This window comes from Nocardioides sp., from assembly GCF_047607365.1.
Classification (GTDB): domain Bacteria; phylum Actinomycetota; class Actinomycetes; order Propionibacteriales; family Nocardioidaceae; genus Nocardioides.
Genome location: NZ_JASGDD010000158.1, coordinates 1 through 18,380, shown reverse-complemented (window position 1 = coordinate 18,380; position 18,380 = coordinate 1). Strand labels below are relative to the sequence as shown.

Sequence of the window (18,380 nt, the reverse complement as noted above, 5' to 3'; positions counted from 1 at the left end):
TCAGGCACTCGCCTTCACGTCGTTGGACTTCCTGGTGCCGTTCCAGTGCGGGTTCTCCCAGATCACCGTGCCGCCCATGCCGAGCCCGATGCACATCGAGGTGAGGCCGTAGCGGATCGACGGGTCCTCCTCGAACTGGCGTGCCAGCTGGATCATGAGACGCACGCCGGAGGAGGCCAGCGGGTGACCGAACGCGATCGCGCCGCCGTACGGGTTGACCCGCTCGTCGTCCTGGTCGATGCCGAAGTGGTCGAGGAAGGCGAGCACCTGGATCGCGAACGCCTCGTTGAGCTCGAAGGCGTCGATGTCGTCGATCGTGAGCCCGGCCTTGGCCAGGGCCTTCTCGGTCGAGGGGATCGGTCCGACGGCCATGACCTCGGGGGCGACGCCGGCGAACGCGTAGGTCACCAGGCGCATCTTGATCGGCAGCCCGAGCTCGCGGGCGACGTCCTCGGAGGCGAGCAGCGAGGCGGTCGCGCCGTCGTTGATGCCTGCCGCGTTGCCCGCGGTGACGCGACCGTGCGGGCGGAACGGCGTCTTGAGGCCGGCGAGGGACTCCATCGTGGTGCCCGGGCGCATCGGCTCGTCGGAGGTGGCCAGGCCCCAGCCCTTCTCGACCGAGCGGGTGGCGACGGGCACGAGGTCCGGCTGGATCTTGCCGTCGGCGTACGCCTGCGCGGCCTTCTCCTGGGAGGCCACGGCGAAGCGGTCGGCCCGCTCCTTCGTGATCCCCGGGTAGCGGTCGTGGACGTTCTCGGCGGTGTTGCCCATGACGAGCGCGCTCGGGTCGACGAGCTTCTCCGAGACGATCCGCGGGTTCGGGTCGACGCCCTCGCCCATCGGGTGGCGGCCCATGTGCTCGACGCCGCCCGCGATGGCGATGTCGTAGGCGCCGAAGGCGATGCCTCCCGAGACGCTCGTCACGGCGGTCATCGCGCCGGCGCACATGCGGTCGATGGAGAAGCCGGGCACCGACTGCGGCAGGCCGGCCAGCAGGCCCGCCGTGCGGCCGATGGTCAGGCCCTGGTCGCCGATCTGCGTGGTGGCGGCGATGGCGACGTCGTCGATGGCCTCCGGCGGGAGGCTGGGGTTGCGACGGACGAGCTCACGGATGAGCTTGACGACCAGGTCGTCCGCGCGGGTCTCGGCGTACTGGCCCTTGGCCTTGCCGAACGGGGTGCGTACGCCGTCGACGAAGACGACCTCACGAAGTTCTCGAGTCATGACCCCTACATTACTCGCCGGTAACTTGGCAGGGGAATAGGGTGGTCCTACGGCCTGTTGGGCCACACGTGCTGCGCAGGCTGGGAGCAGGAAGACAAGCAGGAGGACAGGGGGGAGAAGCGATGGCGAAGACGCCCAAGGCCCCGAAGTCCCGGCTCGTCCACATCGTCGACGAGGTCCCCCAGCTGGACGATCACGAGGGCCCGCTGGTGATGGTGCAGGTGCTCGACGGCTTCCTGGACGCCGGCAACGCGGCGGTTCGCGCGGCCCGCTATCTCGTGGAGAGCGCGGCGACCGCGCCGGTCGTGGCGACGTTCGACGTCGACGCCTTCCACGACTACCGCGCGCGTCGGCCCCCGGTGACGTTCGCCCGGGACCACTACGAGGACTACGACACCCCGCGCCTGGTCGTCCGGCTGCTGCGGGACACCGGCGGCACGCCGTACCTCCTCCTGCACGGGCCGGAGCCCGACAACCGCTGGGAGGCGTTCGCCCGCGCCGTGCGCGAGGTCGTCGAGCGGCTCGGCGTCGACACCGTGATCAGCCTGGGCTCGGTGCCGATGGCGGTGCCGCACACCCGGCCGCTGACGCTCACCCACCACGCCAACAACAGCGAGCTCGTCACGGTCGAGAGTCCCTGGCAGGGCGAGCTACGCGTGCCGTCGAGCGCCCAGGTGCTGGTCGAGGTGCGGCTCGGGGAGTGGGGCCACGACGCCCTGGGCTTCGTCGCGCACATCCCGCACTACCTCGCCCAGCTCGACTACCCGCAGGCCGCGGCCAGCCTCCTCGAGCAGGTCGAGTACGCCGGCCGGCTGACCATCGACCTGACCGAGCTGCACGAGGAGGCGGCTGCCCGCGACCATGAGATCGCCACCTACCTCGAGGAGAACGAGGAGGTCGGCGAGGTCGTGAAGGCCCTCGAGCGGCAGTACGACGCCTTCAACCGCGCCGAGCAGTCCGGCGCCAACCTGCTGGCTCCCAACCAGCCGCTGCCGACCGCCGACGATCTCGGGCGCGAATTTGAGCGATTCCTCGCGGGCCTCGAAGATGACGGCCATGACGGTGACGACTGACCCGCTCCAGGAGCTCGTCGACGTCCTGACCCTGGAGCAGCTCGACGACAACCTCTTCCGCGGCCTCGGTCACGACAACGGCCGCGGCCGCTCCTTCGGCGGGCAGGTCGCCGCGCAGTCCGTCATGGCGGGCATGGGCACGGTGACCGACGAGTTCTTCCTCCACTCGATGCACTCCTACTTCCTGCTGCCGGGTGATCCGGCCCGGCCGATCATCTACGACGTCGACCGCATCCGCGACGGCCGCTCGTTCGTCACGCGGAGGATCGCGGCACGCCAGCACGGCCGCGACATCTACTACCTGACGGCGAACTTCCACCGGCACGAGGAGGGCTTCGACCATCAGGACGTGAAGCCCGAGGTGATCGAGCCGACCGACGGCGTCGACCTGATCGAGCTGCTCCGCGCACGCAAGGACCACGAGGGGCAGGCGCTGGCCGAGGAGTGGGCGGTCGTCTCGGCGCGCGCCGTCGGCAACTCGCTCCACGGCCTCGACGCCGATCCCGCCCACCCGGCCCGGCAGCGGGTCTGGCTGAGGATCAACGGCCGCCTGCCCGACGACCCCACGATCCAGCTCGGCGCGTTCGTCTGGATGAGCGACATCTCCCTGCTCGGCTCGACGCTCGCGGCCCACACCCTCGACCACTCCGGCATCCAGATGGCCTCCCTCGACCACTCGATCTGGTTCCACCGCCCCTTCCGCGCCGACGAGTGGTGGCTCTACGACCAGGTCTCGCCGTCCGCCCAGGGCGGTCGCGGCCTCGGCATCGGCCGGGTCTTCACCCACGACGGCGTGCTCGGCGCGACCGTCGCCCAGGAGGGCATCATCCGCCCTCCCCGCCCCTCCTGACTCGTCAGAGGGCGGTGGTGAGGCCGTTGAGGTGGACGGTGTCGGAGCCGGCCTTGCTCAGCGCGAAGGCCCAGCCGGTCCCGTGCTCGCCGTCGACGGGGTGGGCGCCGAAGGTGACGGTCGAGGGGAGGAAGGCGGGCTTGCGGAACGCCACGTCCACGCGTACGGCGTCGGGCAGCCGGTTCTCCAGCGCGGCGACCGACCGGGCGAGCGTCCACATGCCGTGGGCGATCTGCCGGGGGAAGCCGAGCGCCTTGGCGGTCAGCGGGTAGAGGTGGATCGGGTTGATGTCGCCCGACACTGCGCCGTAGCGCCGGCCGAGGTCCGCGGGCAGCCTCCAGCCGGTGCCCCGCTCGGTGACCTCGGGGAGCTGCAGTCCCCACGGGGCCGTCGTGTCGCCGCGCCCGAGCCGGAGGTAGGTCGAGACCTCCTCCCACACCAGCTCGCCGCCGGAGGTGACGGTCGAGACGAGCTCGAACTTCGTGCCCTTGGGGTGCGCGAGGCCGGGCCCGACGGCCGCGCCGACCTCGAGCGTCTCGCCGATGCCGATCGGCCGGTGCTGGGTGATGGAGTTCTCCAGGTGCACCATGCCCATGGCCGCGACCGGGAAGGAGCGGTCCGACATCATCGCCATGTGCAGGTCGAAGGCCAGCAGGTGGGGCCAGGGGAGTGGCACGGTGTCGCGTGAGCCGCTGGCGTGGAAGTGGCACACGTCGGCGTACGCCTCGACGTCCCTGCGCTCGACGACCACCGGGGGGCGGCTGAGCGCGAGCCCGTCGAAGGCGCCGCCGCTCTTGCGGATGCCCGGGAGCGCCGACACCACCGGGATGCCCGGCAGCGCCAGCTTGACCAGCGTGCGGACGCCCATCAGGCGCCCAGCATCATCTGGCCGCAGACCCGCACCACGTTGCCGTTGACGGCGGTCGAGGCGGGATGGGCGTACCACGCGATGGTCTCGGCGACGTCGACCGGCAGGCCACCCTGGGCCATCGCGTTGAGCCGCTGGCCGACCTCGCGGGTGGCGAACGGCACGGCCGCGGTCATCTGCGTGATGATGAAGCCCGGCGCGACGGCGTTCACGGTGATGCCGGCGCCGCTCGTGGCCAGCTCCTCGGTGAGGGAGTCCACGAACCCGATCACGCCCGCCTTCGACGCCGCGTACGACGTCTGGCCGAGGTTGCCGGCGATGCCGGCGATCGAGGCGACGCCGACGATCCGGCCGTTGGGCCTGACCGCCTTCTGCGCGAGCAGCTCGGCGGTGATCCTCTCCGGCGCCTCGAGGTTGATCCGCAGCACCGTGCCGAACCGCTCGGGGGTCTGGTTGGCGAGCTTCTTGTCCAGGGTGACACCGGCGTTGTGCACGACGATGTCGACGCCGCCGTGCTTGTCCTTGAGGTGCTGCGCGATCCGCTGCGGCGCGTCCGGGGCGGTGATGTCCAGGGTGAGCCAGTCGCCCTCGAGCTCGTTCATCACCCTGATCAGGCTGTCGGAGGCCTGCGGCACGTCGAGGCCGACGATGGTCGCGCCGTCGCGGTGGAGCACGCGGGCGATCTCCTCGCCGATGCCGCGGCTGGCGCCGGTGACGAAGGCGACCTTGCCGGCCAGGGGCCGCGACCAGTCCAGCCCCGCCGCCGCGTCCGCCTTCGTCTCGCCGTGGGCGCCGACCCGCACGACCTGGCCGGACACGTAGGCCGACTTGGGGCTGAGGTAGAAGCCGAGCGTGGAGAGCAGCGAGCCCTCGTAGCCGTCGGCGACGTAGGCCAGCTGGACGGTGCCGCCCTTGCCGATCTCCTTGCCGAGGCTGCGGGTGAAGCCCTCGAGGGCGCGCTGGGCGACGCGCTCGCCGCCCTCGACCTCCTCGGGCGGGGTGCCGATGACGAGGACACGAGCGCATTTCTCGAGGCTGCGGAGCACCGGGGTGAAGAACTCCTGCAGCGTGACGAGGTCGGCGGCCGAGGTGATGCCGGTGGCGTCGAAGACAAGGCCCTTGTACCTCTCGCCCTCGGTCCGCACGCCGACGCTGGCGATGCCGAGCACGTCGAGCAGGCCGGCCAGCTCGTCGGCGACCCGGCCGCGACCGCCGGTCAGGACGGTGCCCTGGACGAGCGGGTCGCCCGCGGCGTACCGCTCGAGCTTGGTGGGCTGGGGGAGGCCGAGGTTCTTCGCGACGATCTTGCCGATCGCGGAGTTCGTGAAGGACTGGTACTTGTCGCTCATGGGCACGAATCTAGCCCACCGGCCGCGATATGTAACTCGTTGTGTAACTCACTGTCCACAAATCGCGGGGCGCTGCGTAGGATCGGGGCATGACCGCTCCTCGCAAGGTCGCCGTGCTCGGCGGCAACCGCATCCCGTTCGCCCGCTCCAACGGCGCCTACGCCACCGCCTCCAACCAGGAGATGTTCACCGCCGCCCTCGACGGCCTCGTCACCCGCTTCGGGCTCGAGGGCGAGCGGATCGGCGAGGTCGCCGGCGGCGCCGTGCTCAAGCACAGCCGCGACTTCAACCTCATCCGCGAGTCGGTGCTCGGCTCCAAGCTCTCGCCGGAGACCGCCGCGATCGACCTGCAGCAGGCCTGCGGCACCGGTCTCCAGGCGACCGCCTACATCGCCAACAAGATCGCGCTCGGCCAGATCGACTCCGGGATCGCCGGCGGCACCGACACCACCTCCGACGCGCCGATCGCCCTGGGCGAGAAGCTCCGCAAGATCCTGCTCGAGGCCAACCGCGCGAAGACCAACGGCGCGCGGCTCAAGGCGCTCGCCAAGATCCGCCCCGGCGACATCGTGCCCACCATCCCGGCCAACTCCGAGCCGCGCACCCGCCTTTCGATGGGCGAGCACCAGGCGCTGACCGCGCTGGAGTGGAAGATCACCCGGGAGGCGCAGGACGCCCTCGCGGTCGCCTCGCACCACAAGATGGCGGCGGCGTACGACGAGGGCTGGTTCGACGACCAGATCACGCCCTTCCGCGGGCTGGAGCGCGACAACAACCTGCGCGCCGACTCCAGCGAGGAGAAGCTCGCCAAGCTCAAGCCGGTCTTCGGCAAGGGCGAGGGCGCCACCATGACCGCCGCCAACTCGACGCCGCTCACCGACGGCGCGTCGGCGGTCCTGCTGGGCTCCGAGGAGTGGGCGGCCGCCCACGGCCTGGAGCCGCTGGCGTACTTCGTCGACACCGAGGTGGCGGCGGTCGACTACGTCACCGGTCGTGAGGGACTGCTGATGGCGCCGGCGTACGCCGTTCCGCGGATGCTCACGCGGCAGGGGCTCACCTTCGCCGACTTCGACTTCTTCGAGATCCACGAGGCCTTCGCCTCGCAGGTGCTCTCCACCCTCGCCGCCTGGGAGGACCCGGTGTTCTGCAAGGAGCGCCTCGGCCTCGACGAGCCGCTCGGCGTGGTCCCGCGGGCGAAGCTCAACGTCAAGGGCTCCTCGCTCGCCGCGGGTCACCCGTTCGCCGCCACCGGCGGGCGGATCGTCAACAACCTGGCCAAGCTGCTGCACGAGAAGGGCAGCTCAGGCGGTCCCGCTCGCGGTCTCATTTCTGTCTGCGCCGCGGGCGGCCAGGGCGTCGTCGCCATCCTGGAGGCATGAGTCAGCGAAGCATGGCGAGGGCGGCCTTCTCGAGGTAGTCGCGGACCTGGTCGACGGAGAGCTGCCCGACGACCGGGACGCCGGGGGCGAGCTCGCTGACCGTGATGCCGATGCGGGCGAGCTGCAGCGTGCCGAGTCCGCTGGCGTAGAGCGTGTTGGTCAGCAGGGCGGCGTTCTCGACGTGGAACTCGCCGGCCGCGTTGCCCTCCTCGATGAGGCGGGTGAGGATCGAGAGGCAGCCGGTCATCGCGCGGCCGAGGCGCAGCATCGCGCCCTCGGAGATCTCGTCGAAGAGCTCGGGACCGGTGCGCCGCATGAGCGCCTGGGCGCAGTCGGCGAACGCCGGGTGGGCGACGCCGTAGTCGACGAAGGCGCCGATCGTCGCCGTCACGCGGTCGGTGACCGTGCCGTCCAGCTCGCTCGCCGTCTCGAGCGCCTCGCGGAGCTCGTCCAGGTAGCCGACGAGGGTGAGCGCGAAGAGCTCCTCCTTGCCGGTGAAGTGGCGATAGACGATCGCGCGGTTGATCCCGACGGCGCGGGCGATGTCCTCGATCTGCGCGTCGCGGACGCCGCGCTCGTCGAAGAGCTGCCGGGTGGCGCCGATGATCTCCGCCTCGCGCACCCGCCGGCGTGCCGCGGCCGCGGAGCGACGGCCGTCGCTCTCGGGGACGCTGCCTCTCGTCGGGGTGGTGCTCACCACTGAAGTGTACGAGACGTGCAACTCCAAGTTACGCGAGCAGGGCCGCGAACCGCTGCGTCATCCCCTTGGAGTTGTTGGTGATGATGCCGCTCGCGCCCAGCGCCGCCAGGTGGAACCACGTCTCGGGGGTGTCGACCGTCCAGACGTAGACGGGCAGGGAGGCCTCGTTGTAGGCCTTGATCGCCTCCGCGGAGGCGAGGCTCTGGTTGACCAGGACCATGACCGCGCCCGCCGACGTGGCCGGGTCGAGCTCGGACGCGTCGTCGACCACCGTGGCGACCTCGGCGCCCGGAGCCTGCGTCGGGTCCTCGAGCGCGGCGGCGACGTCGAAGTTGAAGGTGTCGAAGAGCGCGCGGTCGTCGTGGCCGATCACGTCGACGTACGGCTGGTAGCCGGACGTCGAGGCGTGCGCCTGGTCGAAGGCCACGACGGCGTCGTACAGCGCCTTGGCCTCGGCGACCGTGCCGTACTTCGGCTCGAGCATGATGCGGGTCTTCGCGCCCTTGGTCGAGCCCGACAGGAGCGTGAGGGTCTCCTCGAGCGTGGGCACCTGGGTGAGCGAGCCGTAGGTGGAGGTGGAGAAGGACGCGCTCTTCCAGGCCCCGGCGTCGAGCTGCTTGATCTCGCAGAGCGTGAAGTTCTCGACCAGCGGCTTCCCGGCGGAGCTGTACTTGGTGGGGTAGCTGGCGATCGGGAACTTCGTCTCGACGTCGGTGGTGCGGGTGAAGTCGGAGTCGTGCAGCGCGATGAAGTGCGTGGCTCCGGCCGTGGTGACGCCGTACGCGCTGCACGCGCTGTCGGCGACCTCGGCCTCGGTGTCGGGCGCGGTCTGCTGGAAGTCGGTCTCGAGCCAGTCGGTGCCGTTGTCGAGCGCTCCGGTGTAGGCCAGGAGCGTGTTCTCCGGGTAGTAGCTGGAGAAACCCCGGTGCGCCGCGACGGCCGGCGCGGTGGTGGGTACGACGTCCAGCGTGGCGGCCGCCGACAGGTGCCCGCCCACGCCGTTGGCCGTGGGCTGCTCCAGGGTGCGGTACTGCACGACGCCGGCCGAGGAGGTCGCGAGGCTGAAGGTGGTCTGTCCACTGGCGTTCTCCGCCCCGGTCGACGAGACCGTCCAGCCCGAGCCCGTGTCGACCTGGAGCTGCACGCTCCGGCCGGGCCGGGCGGGGGAGGAGGTGGCGGTGATCGAGACGGTGCTGCCGGCCTTGATCGCCGTGGGCGCGGAGAAGCTCGTCGACTGGCTGCCCCGGGTGAGGTAGCGGCCGTAGGTGACGCGCTTGGGCGACGTGCCGCTCTTGCGGGCGATCACCCGCCAGACCGTGGTCCCGCCCGGGACGATGAGCGGGTAGCTGTACCTGCCCGACGCGGGGATCCACGTCCGCTCGCGCTTGACCCACTTCGCGCCGACCTTCTGCTGCAGCTCCGCCCAGCGCGCCTTGGACGCGCCGAGCGACCCGGAGATGGTGAAGCGCTCGTTGAGCAGGGGCACGGCGACCGAGGTGCTCGGCGCCGCCTTGACGATGGTGCGCGCCTGGGCGGGGGCGGCGGCCAGGACGCTCGCGGTGAGCGCGAGGACGGCCGCGGCGAGGGTCGCCGGCAGGGCGGTGCGCCGGGCGCGGACGGGACGATCTCCGAGAGGCATGCCCTCACCCTAGGTGCCCGGGCGTAGTCCTGACCCCAGCGTTCACCCGTGAGAAACCTGTGAACCTCTGTGAATGCCGGGACTGCCGAGATCTCTCCGGGCGCGTCGGCGAATCGCCGACGACATGCCGTAACTCCTACCTGTGACGCGCGTTACAGTCGTGAGCCACATCGGAGGGCGTCACGTCGAGGGTCGGGTGTCAGGGGGGTCAGTGAGTTTCGTGGATCGGGCGCGCGCAGGCGTCGTCACCAGCGGGAAGCTGGTGGTGCTCGGCGTCGAGGCGAGCCGCGCGGCGGCGAGCGACATCGTGACCCGCCGCTTCAGCTGGACCGAGTTCCTGCTCCAGGCGTGGTTCATGACCAAGGTCTCGCTGCTGCCGACCATCCTGGTCGCGATCCCGTTCGGCGTGATCACGTCGGTGCAGATCGGCGCCGTGGCCTCGCAGATCGGCGCCAACTCCTTCTCCGGCGCGGTGAACGGCATCGGCGTCCTGCGCCAGGGCGCGCCGCTCGTCACCAGCCTCCTCATCGCCGGCGCCGTGGGGTCGGCGATCTGCTCCGACCTCGGCGCCCGCCAGGTGCGTGAGGAGATCGACGCCATGAAGGTCATGGGCATCAACCCGATCCAGCGGCTCGTGGCGCCGCGGATCGTGGCGGCGCTCGTCGTCGCCTTCATGCTGACGGTCATCGTCGCCATGACGGCGATGGTCACCGCGTTCGTCCTCAACGTCGGCGGGGGCAAGGTCTCGGCCGGCACCTACATCGGCTCGTTCATCAGCTTCAGCCAGCCGATGGACCTCGTGCTCGCCGAGGTCAAGGCCCTGATCTTCGGCTTCATCGCGACGATCGTCGCGGCCCAGAAGGGCCTCTCCGCGAGCGGCGGCCCCAAGGGCGTCGCCGACGCGGTGAACCAGGCGGTGGTGCTGAGCGTGATCCTGCTCGCGGTGGTCAACGTCGCCCTCACCCAGGCCTACTCCATGCTCTCGCCGACGGGCGCCGCCTGATGGCCCGCGGGATCGTCGCCAATGCGGGCGGGGCCGTCGTCGACGCCTTCGCCGCCCTGGGCGACTTCGCCACCTTCACCTGGACGGCGGTGCGCTCCATCCCCGCCACCGTGACGCTCTATCCCAACGAGGTGCTGCGTCAGCTCAAGGACATCGCCTGGGGCTCGGGCGCCCTCCTCGTCGGCGGCGGCACGGTCGGCGTCATGGTGCTCCTCTCCATCGCGGCGGGCACCTCGCTCGGCATCGAGGGGTTCAACGGCCTCGAGCTGGTCGGCCTGGCGCCCCTGGCCGGCTTCATCTCGGCGAGCGCCAACACCCGGGAGCTGGCGCCGCTGATCGCCGCCCTCGCACTGGCCGCCCAGGTCGGCTGCCGCTTCACCGCGCAGCTCGGCTCGATGAAGATCAGCGAGGAGGTCGACGCCCTCGAGGTGATGGCCGTGCGTCCCGTCCGCTACCTCGTCGCGACCCGCGTGGTCGCCGCGATGGTCGCCATCCTGCCGCTCTACCTCATCGGGCTGATCGGGTCCTACGTCGCCTCGCAGTGGTCGGTCGTCTTCCTGTTCCACCAGTCGCCGGGACAGTACGAGCACTACTTCGGCACCTTCGTGCAGGGCCGCGACGTCTTCTTCTCGGTGATCAAGATCGTGACGTTCGCGTTCTTCATCACGCTCATCCACTGCTGGTACGGCCTCAAGGCGGGCGGCGGACCGCAGGCGGTCGGCGAGGCGACCGGCGCGTCGATCCGCGCCAGCATCGTGGTGGTCGTCGCGCTCAACATGCTCCTCACGCTCATCTTCTGGGGCGGCGACTCCGGCTTCCGGATCTCGGGGTGACGTCGATGGCCAAGGCACAGACGCTCAAGCCCCGCGCAGATCCGACGAAGCGACAGCTCGCGCTGCGCGGCCTCGTGACGTTCGTCGTCATCCTCCTCGTGCTCGGGGTGGTCCGGCTGCGCACCACCGGCGCCTGGGGCGGCCCCCCGGTCGTGAGCGCCGACCTCCGCAACGCCGGTGGCGCGCTCGCTCCCGGATCGGACGTGAAGGTCTTCGGGATGATCGTCGGCAAGGTCAAGGCGATCACGAACGGCACGGACGGGCAGGTCCGGATCAAGCTGGCGATGAAGGAGACGGAGATCGACAAGGTCCCCGCGGACGTCGTGGCGCGGATCCTCCCCGCGACGGTCTTCGGCACGACGTACGTCGACCTGCGGCCGCCCGGCGGCACGACCGCCTCGTCGGCCTCCTCGGCGATCAAGCCCGGCTCGGTCATCCCGGCCGACACCAGCCAGGACACCCTCGAGCTGCAGAACGCGCTCGACGACATCGACGCGCTGGTCAAGGCGCTCGGGCCGGCCCAGCTGGCGACCGCGATCGGCTCGGCCGCGGTGGCCCTGCAGGGTCGCGGCGCGCAGCTCGGCACCACGATCGACAACCTCGACGCCTACCTGCGGCAGTTCAACCCGGAGCTCGAGCAGCTCGGCAGCGACCTCGACCAGCTCGCGACCCTGCTCGACCTCGTCCGCAAGGTCGCCCCCGACCTGCTCGACGCGACCGACGACGCGCTCGTGGCGCTCGACACCCTCGTCGAGCACAAGGACGACCTCAAGGCGGTCCTCCAGAACGGCGCCGCCCTGGCGAAGTCCGGCGACACCTTCCTCGCCGAGAACACCGAGCAGCTGGAGAGGTTCCTGGCGAACGCGTTCGCGTTCATCGACGCGCTGCACGACAACCCCGGCGGCATCACCTCGGCGGTCGACGCCAACAAGAACGCGGCGAAGATCGTCCGCGCCGCGGTCAAGCAGGGCTTCCTCAAGATCCACGCGAAGCTGCGCCTGGACACCCCCGGCTACTACTCGTCGGCCGACCGGCCGAAGGCGGACGGAAGCTGATGGTCGCCGGAATCCGCGGAATCGCGTTCAAGTTCGCGCTCTTCTCCCTCGTCTCGATCCTGCTGCTGGTCGTGCTCGCGAGCACGATGCTCAACGGCGTCGAGGGCGACACCCACGACTTCAAGGCCCGCTTCGCCGACGTCAGCGGCCTGCGGGTCGGCGACGACGTCAAGGTCGCCGGCGTCCGGGTCGGCCGGGTCAACGGCATCGAGGTCGGCAGCGGCGCCAAGGACGCCGTGGTGGAGTTCAGCCTGACCGCCGACCAGCCCATCCTCGACAACACCAGCCTCGTCATGCGCTACCAGAACCTCGTCGGCCAGCGCTATCTCGCGATGGTCCAGCCCGACGAGCACGGGGCCAAGCTGAAGCCCGGCGCGACGGTGCCGACGAGCCGGACCGATCCCGGCTTCGACCTGACCACGCTGCTCAACGGCTTCCGGCCGCTCTTCGAGGTGCTCCAGCCCGCCGACGTCAACCGGCTCGCCAGCTCCATCGTCAAGGTGCTGCAGGGCGAGGGCGGCACCGTCGAGGGCCTGCTCCAGCAGACCACCAAGCTGACCACGTTCGTCGCCGACCGCGACGAGGTCATCGGCTCCGTGCTGACCAACCTGACGCCGGTGCTGGAGAACCTCTCCGGGCACGACACCGAGCTCACCGACACGATCGTGTCGCTGAAGAAGCTCATGCAGGGCCTGGCCAAGGACCGCGAGTCGATCGGCGACTCGATCGACGGCGTCGGCGCGCTCATCGACTCCACGGCCGACCTCGCCGCCGAGGCGAAGAAGCCGCTGGTCGACTCGGTCACGCAGTTCCGCACGGTGGCGGGCATGCTCGCCGCGACCCGGGACAAGCTGATCGACGCCGTCGTGTCGGGCTACAAGGAGGCCTTCGGCGGCCTGGGCCGCGCGACGTCGTACCGGAACGGGATCAACATCTTCGTGTGCAGCCTGCAGATCAAGCTCGGCTCCGCCGTCGGGATCAACCCGGCCGGATCCAACCCCAAGCGATCGAAGGTGTGCCAGTAATGGGCATGAAGCCGCTCGCCGACCGCGACCCGTTCAAGATCGGGATCGCCGCCCTCGGGGTGCTCGCCCTGCTCGCCCTGGGCGTCGTCGTGCTCTCGACGGCCTCGTTCGGGACGAAGAGCTACACCGCCATCCTCGAGCACACCGCCGGCCTCCGCGCCGGGGAGTCGGTCGAGGTCCACGGCGTCGTCTCCGGCAAGGTCCGCAAGGTCGCCCTCGACGGCGATCACGTCAAGGTGGACTTCACCCTCGATCGCGGCATCCAGCTGGGCGCGCTCAGCACCGCGTCGGTCAAGGTCGCGACCCTGCTCGGCACCCACTACCTCGAGGTGGCGCCCCAGGGCGGCTGCTGCACCGAGTCGATCCCGCTGGATCGCACCAGCGTCCCCTACAACCTCCAGGACGTCCTCAACGAGGGCACCGCCAAGCTGGAGGACCTCGACGCGACCACGCTGGCCAAGGCGCTCACCACGGCGGCGCAGACGCTCGACTCGTCGGCCGACGACATCGGTCCCGCGCTCGACGGCATCGCGGCGCTCTCCGACGTGATCACCAAGCGCGGCGACCAGACCACGGCCCTGCTCAAGGCCGCCCGCAGCGTGAGCGACCAGCTCGTCGCCAGCAACGACGATCTCGTCGAGCTGGAGAAGAACGCCAGCCTGGTACTCACGGAGATCACCAGCCGGCGCGCGGAGATCAAGACGCTCCTGACCGAGATCACCACCCTGAGCAAGGCGATCACAGCGATCGTCAAGGAGACCAAGGCCGACCTGAAGCCGTCGCTGGTCTCGCTCAACAAGGTCCTGGACACGCTCAACGCGGAGGACGACAAGCTGAAGGAGACCCTCGACGTCGTGGCACCGTCCCTGCGCTACGTGACCAACGCCCTGGGCAACGGACCGTGGGCCTCGCTCAACGTCCACACGCCGGCCCTCCCGGCCGACGACACCCTCTGCGGACTGGGGGACTGCGGATGAGCGTCACGGCACGCAAGCCCCTCGTCCTCGTCGCCGTCGGCCTGGTCGTGCTCCTCGCCGTCCTCGTCGGCGCCAGGTCGCTCTCGTCGAGCGGCATGACGGTGACGGCGTACTTCGCGGACTCCGCCGGGCTCTACGAGGGCAACGACGTCGGCGTCCTCGGGGTCAAGGTCGGCACCGTCGAGAAGATCGAGCCCAGCGGCTCCCAGGTGAAGGTGACCCTGCACATCGACGGCGACCAGAAGGTCCCGGCCGACGCCGGGGCGGTCATCGTCGCCCGCTCGGTGGCCACCGACCGCTACGTCGAGCTCACCCCGGTCTACCACTCCGGCGCCACCCTGAAGGACGGCGACAAGATCAGCGCCGACAAGACCCGCACCCCGGTCGAGTTCGACGAGGTCCTCGCGACCATCACCAAGTTCGCCGACGAGATCGGCGGCAACGAGGACACCGTCAAGGCGGTGCAGCAGATCATCGAGAGCGGATCGGCCGCCTTCGACGGCAACGGCCAGAAGCTCAACGACACGATCGGCTCCCTCGGCGGCGCCGCCGACACGCTCTCGGGGCAGACCGAGGACTTCACCAAGCTGCTCAGCTCGCTCAACACGCTGGCCCAGCAGGTCACCGCCAACAAGGCCACGGAGAAGGAGTTCATCTCCCAGGTCTCCGAGGCGAGCCAGATGCTGGCCGACCAGCGCGAGGACTTCCGCTCCGCCCTCCGCTCCCTCGACCAGGTGGTCACCAACGTCGCGCAGTTCTCCACCGACAACCGCGACCAGATCGTCAAGGCGCTGAGCTCCTCGACCACGCTGATGAAGTCGCTCAGCACGAAGTCGGACCAGATCAACGAGAGCCTCGAGCTGCTGCCGGTGGCGCTCAACAACCTCGAGCGCGCCGATCACAACGGCTGGCTGCCCGGCCGGATCGACCCGCTCGTGCTCGCGCCGCTCGGCGGCCAGCTCACCCAGATCTGCGAGGCGCTCCCGCTCAACCTCTGCGAGACGCTGGACGGCACCGGGACGCTCGCCAACCTGATCAGCGGGCTGAGCGACCTGCTCGGCATCAAGCTGGGAGGCAGCTGATGACCCGCCACTGCCGCCACGCCGTCGCCGCCCTCGCCCTGCTGATGGTGGGCACGCTGTCCGCGTGCGGCACGAGCCTCAAGGACATGCCCCTGCCCGGAAAGGGCGTGAGCGGCGACACGATCAAGCTGACGATGGACTTCGACGACGCGCTCAACCTCGCCGAGGGCGCCTCGGTGAAGGTCAACGGCGTCGACTCGGGCAAGGTCATGGAGGTCGGCGCCAAGGACTTCCACGCCCGCGCCCAGGTGGTGGTCCGCACCAGCGCCGAGCTGCGCCGGGGCGCCACCGCGCGGCTGCGCTACACCACGCCGCTCGGCGAGCTCTTCATCGACGTGACCAACCCGTCCTCCGGCACGCTGCTGCACACCGGCGAGGAGCTCAGCACCGCCGAGACCAGCACCGCACCGACGGTCGAGGACACCCTGTCCGAGGCGTCGCTCCTCATCAATGGCGGCGGCCTGGCACAGCTCCAGACGGTGACGGAGGAGCTCAACAAGGCCCTCGGCGGACGTGAGGAGACCGTCCGGGACCTGCTCACCCAGACCTCGACGTTCCTCGCGACGGCCAACTCGCTCACCACCACCATCGACCACGCCCTCAACGCCCTGGACGCGACCTCCAAGACGCTGGCCGCCCGCACCGCGACCATCAACAAGGCCCTCACCCAGATCAAGCCCGCCGCTGACGTGCTCCGTGCCGAGACCCCGGACTTCACGGCCCTGCTCGCCGCGGTCAAGAAGTTCGCCGCGCAGGCCAACGAGACCGTCGGCGTGACTCGCGACGACCTGCTCGGCTCGATCAAGGAGATCGAGCCGGTGCTCGCCGAGCTCGCCGCCAACAAGGACGACTGGGAGACCTCGCTCGACCAGCTCAAGGCGCTCGGCTCGGCCATCGACGACGTGATCCCCAACGACTACCTCAACATCGAGCTCGATCTCGACCTCGACCCGAGCACGCTGCTCGGTGGCACCTCGAGCGGCAGCGGCTCCGGCAGCGGCTCGGGCAGCGGCGGAGGCATCCTCGACTGCATCACGCTGCCGCTCGACCCCGCCTGCCTGACCAGCAGCCTGACCAGCGGCTCGAGCAGCAGCACGGGCGGATCGAGCAGCAGCTCCGGCCTCGGTGGGGTCGTCGGCGGCCTCGTCGGGGGCCTCCTCGGCAGGAAGGCGACCTCCTGATGTTCCGCAGCCTCTTCACCAACCGGCTCTACCTCAGCCTCGTCGGCGTGATCGTGATCTTCGTGGTCGCGCTCGCCTACCTCCTCTCGCAGGTCCTCGACCTCCCGCTGACCGGCCGGCCGCCGAAGGTCGCCGTCGAGCTCAGCGGCACCGGCGGCCTCTACAAGGGCTCCGAGGCGACGTACCGCGGCGTCAAGGTCGGCAAGGTGACCGACATCCAGCTGACCTCCACCGGCGTCAAGGCGGTCGTGTCGCTCAACGGCGACTGGGACATCCCCGCCTCCTCGCACGCCGAGGTCCGCAGCCTGTCACCCGTCGGCGAGCAGTACGTCGACTTCCAGCCGACCACCACGGCCGGTCCCTACCTCGAGGACGGCAGCGTCATCCCCGGCACCGCCACCGACATCCCGACCAGCCTCGGCGCGACCGTCGTCGCGGTGAGCGGCGTGCTCGACCAGATCGACACCACGAAGCTGCACACGCTGCTCACCGAGCTCGCCACCGGCCTCAACGGCACCGGTGACCAGATCGGCCAGATCGTCGACCAGGGCGACCAGGTGCTCGCGGCGCTGCAGGAGGCGCTGCCCGACACCAAGGGCCTCATCGACAACGCCGGCCCCGCCATCCAGGTGCCGCTGTCGGAGTCCGACGACATCGAGGCGCTCGCCACCTCGGCCAAGAAGTTCGCCGCCTTCCTCAAGGACTACGACCCCGAGCTCACCCAGCAGCTGGAGAAGGCCCCCGGGCAGCTGACGCAGGTGCAGTCGCTCATCGAGGACTGGGGCAAGGTGCTTCCGAGCTACCTCCCGACCGCGTCGAGCTTCCTGCGCCTCTTCACCAGCCACGACGCCCAGCTGCGCGCGATCGTGTCGGGCTACGGCAAGGGGATCAACGTGCTCCAGGACCTGCTCAGCGGCGGCTCCCTCAAGCTCGAGCTGATGGCGAGCAAGGAGTCCGAGTGCCGCTACGGCACCACCCAGGTCGAGCCGCGTACGACGTCGCGCAACCCGCTCGACACCGACGAGTCGTGCCCCGCCAGCGCGTCCAACCTGCAGCGTGGCGCCGCCCACGCCCAGGGCAAGACCAACTGACGTCTCGCCGACGTCTCGCTGACGTCCCGCCGACTCCCCAGCGGCGCCCGACCGCTTCCGGCCGGGTGTTCACTGGACCCCATGAGCGACAACGGTGACGGTCAGCAGGCGAACATCGGCGTGGTCGGCCTGGCGGTGATGGGCTCCAACCTCGCCCGCAACCTGGCCTCGCGCACCGGCAACACGGTGGCGGTCTACAACCGCTCTCCCGCACGGACCGAGGAGTTGCTCTCCGAGCACGGCGACCTCGGGTTCGTCGCGTCCACGACGATCGAGGACTTCGCCGCGTCCCTCACCTCGCCGCGCACGGCCATCGTCATGGTGCAGGCCGGCGCCGGGACCGACGCCGTGATCGAGCAGCTCGCCGATCTCTTCGAGCCCGGCGACATCATCGTCGACGGCGGCAACGCCGACTTCCACGACACCATCCGCCGCGAGCGCGAGCTCAAGGAGCGGGGCATCAACTTCGTCGGCACCGGCATCTCCGGCGGCGAGGAGGGCGCGCTGCGCGGCCCGTCGATCATGCCCGGCGGCTCCGCCGAGGCATGGGAGACGCTCGGCCCGATCCTCGAGAGCATCGCGGCGGTCGCCGAGGGCGAGCCGTGTGTCACCCACATCGGCACCGACGGCGCGGGGCACTTCGTCAAGATGGTGCACAACGGCATCGAGTACGCCGACATGCAGCTGATCGCCGAGGCCTACGATCTGCTCCGCCGCGTCGGAGGGTATGACGTCGACCAGATCGTCGGGATCTTCCGCGAGTGGAACTCCGGGGACCTCGAGTCCTACCTCATCGAGATCACCGCCGAGGTGCTCGGCCAGGTCGACGAGGCGACCGGACGGCCGCTGGTCGACGTCATCCTCGACGCCGCCGGCTCCAAGGGCACGGGCGTGTGGACGGTGCAGAACGCCACCGGTCTCGGCATCCCGGTCTCCGGCATCGGCGAGGCCGTGTTCGCGCGCGCCGTCTCCTCCAAGCCCGAGCAGCGCGCAGCCGTGCGCGAGGCCGTCGGCCGGGCGCCGTTCGGGCCCCGCCCGGAGCCCGCCGCCG

Annotated in this window: 17 protein-coding genes; 12 read left to right on the top strand and 5 right to left on the bottom strand. The window is 70.3% G+C overall.

Annotated elements, in window-relative coordinates:
- The gene (locus QM572_RS12625) at positions 1-1,224 is read right to left on the bottom strand and encodes a thiolase family protein (protein WP_415093620.1); all 1,224 of its coding nucleotides are present in this window, start codon (positions 1,222-1,224) and stop codon (positions 1-3) included.
- Positions 1,225-1,346: 122 nt separating this feature from the next.
- Between QM572_RS12625 and QM572_RS12620 the strand changes: the two genes are divergently transcribed.
- Both QM572_RS12620 and QM572_RS12615 read left to right on the top strand, forming a co-directional pair.
- Positions 1,347-2,297 (top strand): PAC2 family protein, encoded by a 951-nt coding sequence (locus QM572_RS12620; RefSeq protein WP_415093618.1) that lies wholly within the window; start codon positions 1,347-1,349, stop codon positions 2,295-2,297.
- Complete coding sequence (locus QM572_RS12615) at positions 2,281-3,147, top strand: acyl-CoA thioesterase (RefSeq protein WP_415093616.1); 867 nt, start codon at positions 2,281-2,283, stop codon at positions 3,145-3,147. The genes QM572_RS12620 and QM572_RS12615 overlap by 17 nt, the downstream gene beginning before the upstream one ends.
- Before the next feature lie 4 nt (positions 3,148-3,151).
- Here the strand turns inward: QM572_RS12615 and QM572_RS12610 are convergent, their stop codons facing one another.
- Both QM572_RS12610 and QM572_RS12605 read right to left on the bottom strand, forming a co-directional pair.
- Positions 3,152-4,015, bottom strand: coding sequence for a MaoC family dehydratase (locus QM572_RS12610; protein ID WP_415093614.1), 864 nt, complete (start codon positions 4,013-4,015; stop codon positions 3,152-3,154).
- Positions 4,015-5,364 (bottom strand): 3-oxoacyl-ACP reductase, encoded by a 1,350-nt coding sequence (locus tag QM572_RS12605; protein WP_415093612.1) that lies wholly within the window; start codon positions 5,362-5,364, stop codon positions 4,015-4,017. The genes QM572_RS12610 and QM572_RS12605 overlap by 1 nt, the downstream gene beginning before the upstream one ends.
- 89 nt (positions 5,365-5,453) lie before the next feature.
- Between QM572_RS12605 and QM572_RS12600 the strand changes: the two genes are divergently transcribed.
- Complete coding sequence (locus QM572_RS12600) at positions 5,454-6,743, top strand: acetyl-CoA C-acetyltransferase (protein ID WP_415093610.1); 1,290 nt, start codon at positions 5,454-5,456, stop codon at positions 6,741-6,743.
- A gap of 1 nt (position 6,744) precedes the next feature.
- On the opposite strand, the gene QM572_RS12595 is transcribed toward QM572_RS12600, so the two are convergent.
- Positions 6,745-7,440: a TetR/AcrR family transcriptional regulator gene (locus QM572_RS12595; RefSeq protein WP_415093608.1), complete on the bottom strand. Its 696-nt coding sequence runs from the start codon at positions 7,438-7,440 to the stop codon at positions 6,745-6,747.
- Between the two features lie 31 nt (positions 7,441-7,471).
- Positions 7,472-9,082 (bottom strand): glycerophosphodiester phosphodiesterase, encoded by a 1,611-nt coding sequence (locus QM572_RS12590; protein ID WP_415093606.1) that lies wholly within the window; start codon positions 9,080-9,082, stop codon positions 7,472-7,474.
- A gap of 211 nt (positions 9,083-9,293) precedes the next feature.
- Between QM572_RS12590 and QM572_RS12585 the strand changes: the two genes are divergently transcribed.
- The 9 genes from QM572_RS12585 to gndA form a co-directional block, all read left to right on the top strand.
- Positions 9,294-10,085, top strand: a complete 792-nt coding sequence (locus QM572_RS12585) for an MlaE family ABC transporter permease (protein WP_415093604.1) — start codon at positions 9,294-9,296, stop codon at positions 10,083-10,085.
- Positions 10,085-10,918, top strand: coding sequence for an MlaE family ABC transporter permease (locus QM572_RS12580; RefSeq protein WP_415093602.1), 834 nt, complete (start codon positions 10,085-10,087; stop codon positions 10,916-10,918). The genes QM572_RS12585 and QM572_RS12580 overlap by 1 nt, the downstream gene beginning before the upstream one ends.
- Before the next feature lie 5 nt (positions 10,919-10,923).
- Positions 10,924-11,973, top strand: coding sequence for an MCE family protein (locus QM572_RS12575; RefSeq protein WP_415093600.1), 1,050 nt, complete (start codon positions 10,924-10,926; stop codon positions 11,971-11,973).
- Positions 11,973-12,998: an MCE family protein gene (locus QM572_RS12570; protein ID WP_415093598.1), complete on the top strand. Its 1,026-nt coding sequence runs from the start codon at positions 11,973-11,975 to the stop codon at positions 12,996-12,998. The genes QM572_RS12575 and QM572_RS12570 overlap by 1 nt, the downstream gene beginning before the upstream one ends.
- 5 nt (positions 12,999-13,003) lie before the next feature.
- Entirely contained in the window at positions 13,004-13,975 is a 972-nt protein-coding gene (locus tag QM572_RS12565; RefSeq protein WP_415093596.1) for an MCE family protein, read from the top strand.
- Complete coding sequence (locus QM572_RS12560; RefSeq protein ID WP_415093594.1) at positions 13,972-15,057, top strand: MCE family protein; 1,086 nt, start codon at positions 13,972-13,974, stop codon at positions 15,055-15,057. Before QM572_RS12565 ends, QM572_RS12560 begins: the two co-directional genes overlap by 4 nt.
- Complete coding sequence (locus QM572_RS12555) at positions 15,057-16,238, top strand: MCE family protein (protein WP_415093592.1); 1,182 nt, start codon at positions 15,057-15,059, stop codon at positions 16,236-16,238. The genes QM572_RS12560 and QM572_RS12555 overlap by 1 nt, the downstream gene beginning before the upstream one ends.
- Positions 16,238-17,329 carry an MCE family protein gene (locus QM572_RS12550; RefSeq protein WP_415093589.1) on the top strand — a complete coding sequence of 364 codons (1,092 nt, stop codon included), beginning with the start codon at positions 16,238-16,240 and terminating at the stop codon, positions 17,327-17,329. Before QM572_RS12555 ends, QM572_RS12550 begins: the two co-directional genes overlap by 1 nt.
- A gap of 81 nt (positions 17,330-17,410) precedes the next feature.
- Positions 17,411-18,380: NADP-dependent phosphogluconate dehydrogenase (gndA, locus tag QM572_RS12545; RefSeq protein WP_415093587.1), on the top strand; the 970-nt coding region annotated here is incomplete at its 3' end.

Bases quoted from the DNA above. Each gene is read 5' to 3' on its own strand.
- QM572_RS12575 (WP_415093600.1), top strand. From the start codon at position 10,924: ATGGCCAAGGCACAGACGCTCAAGCCCCGCGCAGATCCGACGAAGCGA.
- QM572_RS12600 (WP_415093610.1), top strand. From the start codon at position 5,454: ATGACCGCTCCTCGCAAGGTCGCCGTGCTCGGCGGCAACCGCATCCCG.
- QM572_RS12550 (WP_415093589.1), top strand. From the start codon at position 16,238: ATGTTCCGCAGCCTCTTCACCAACCGGCTCTACCTCAGCCTCGTCGGC.
- QM572_RS12620 (WP_415093618.1), top strand. From the start codon at position 1,347: ATGGCGAAGACGCCCAAGGCCCCGAAGTCCCGGCTCGTCCACATCGTC.
- QM572_RS12625 (WP_415093620.1), bottom strand. From the start codon at position 1,224: ATGACTCGAGAACTTCGTGAGGTCGTCTTCGTCGACGGCGTACGCACC.
- QM572_RS12560 (WP_415093594.1), top strand. From the start codon at position 13,972: ATGAGCGTCACGGCACGCAAGCCCCTCGTCCTCGTCGCCGTCGGCCTG.
- QM572_RS12605 (WP_415093612.1), bottom strand. From the start codon at position 5,364: ATGAGCGACAAGTACCAGTCCTTCACGAACTCCGCGATCGGCAAGATC.
- QM572_RS12580 (WP_415093602.1), top strand. From the start codon at position 10,085: ATGGCCCGCGGGATCGTCGCCAATGCGGGCGGGGCCGTCGTCGACGCC.
- QM572_RS12610 (WP_415093614.1), bottom strand. From the start codon at position 4,015: ATGGGCGTCCGCACGCTGGTCAAGCTGGCGCTGCCGGGCATCCCGGTG.
- QM572_RS12615 (WP_415093616.1), top strand. From the start codon at position 2,281: ATGACGGTGACGACTGACCCGCTCCAGGAGCTCGTCGACGTCCTGACC.
- QM572_RS12555 (WP_415093592.1), top strand. From the start codon at position 15,057: ATGACCCGCCACTGCCGCCACGCCGTCGCCGCCCTCGCCCTGCTGATG.
- QM572_RS12570 (WP_415093598.1), top strand. From the start codon at position 11,973: ATGGTCGCCGGAATCCGCGGAATCGCGTTCAAGTTCGCGCTCTTCTCC.
- QM572_RS12590 (WP_415093606.1), bottom strand. From the start codon at position 9,082: ATGCCTCTCGGAGATCGTCCCGTCCGCGCCCGGCGCACCGCCCTGCCG.
- QM572_RS12565 (WP_415093596.1), top strand. From the start codon at position 13,004: ATGAAGCCGCTCGCCGACCGCGACCCGTTCAAGATCGGGATCGCCGCC.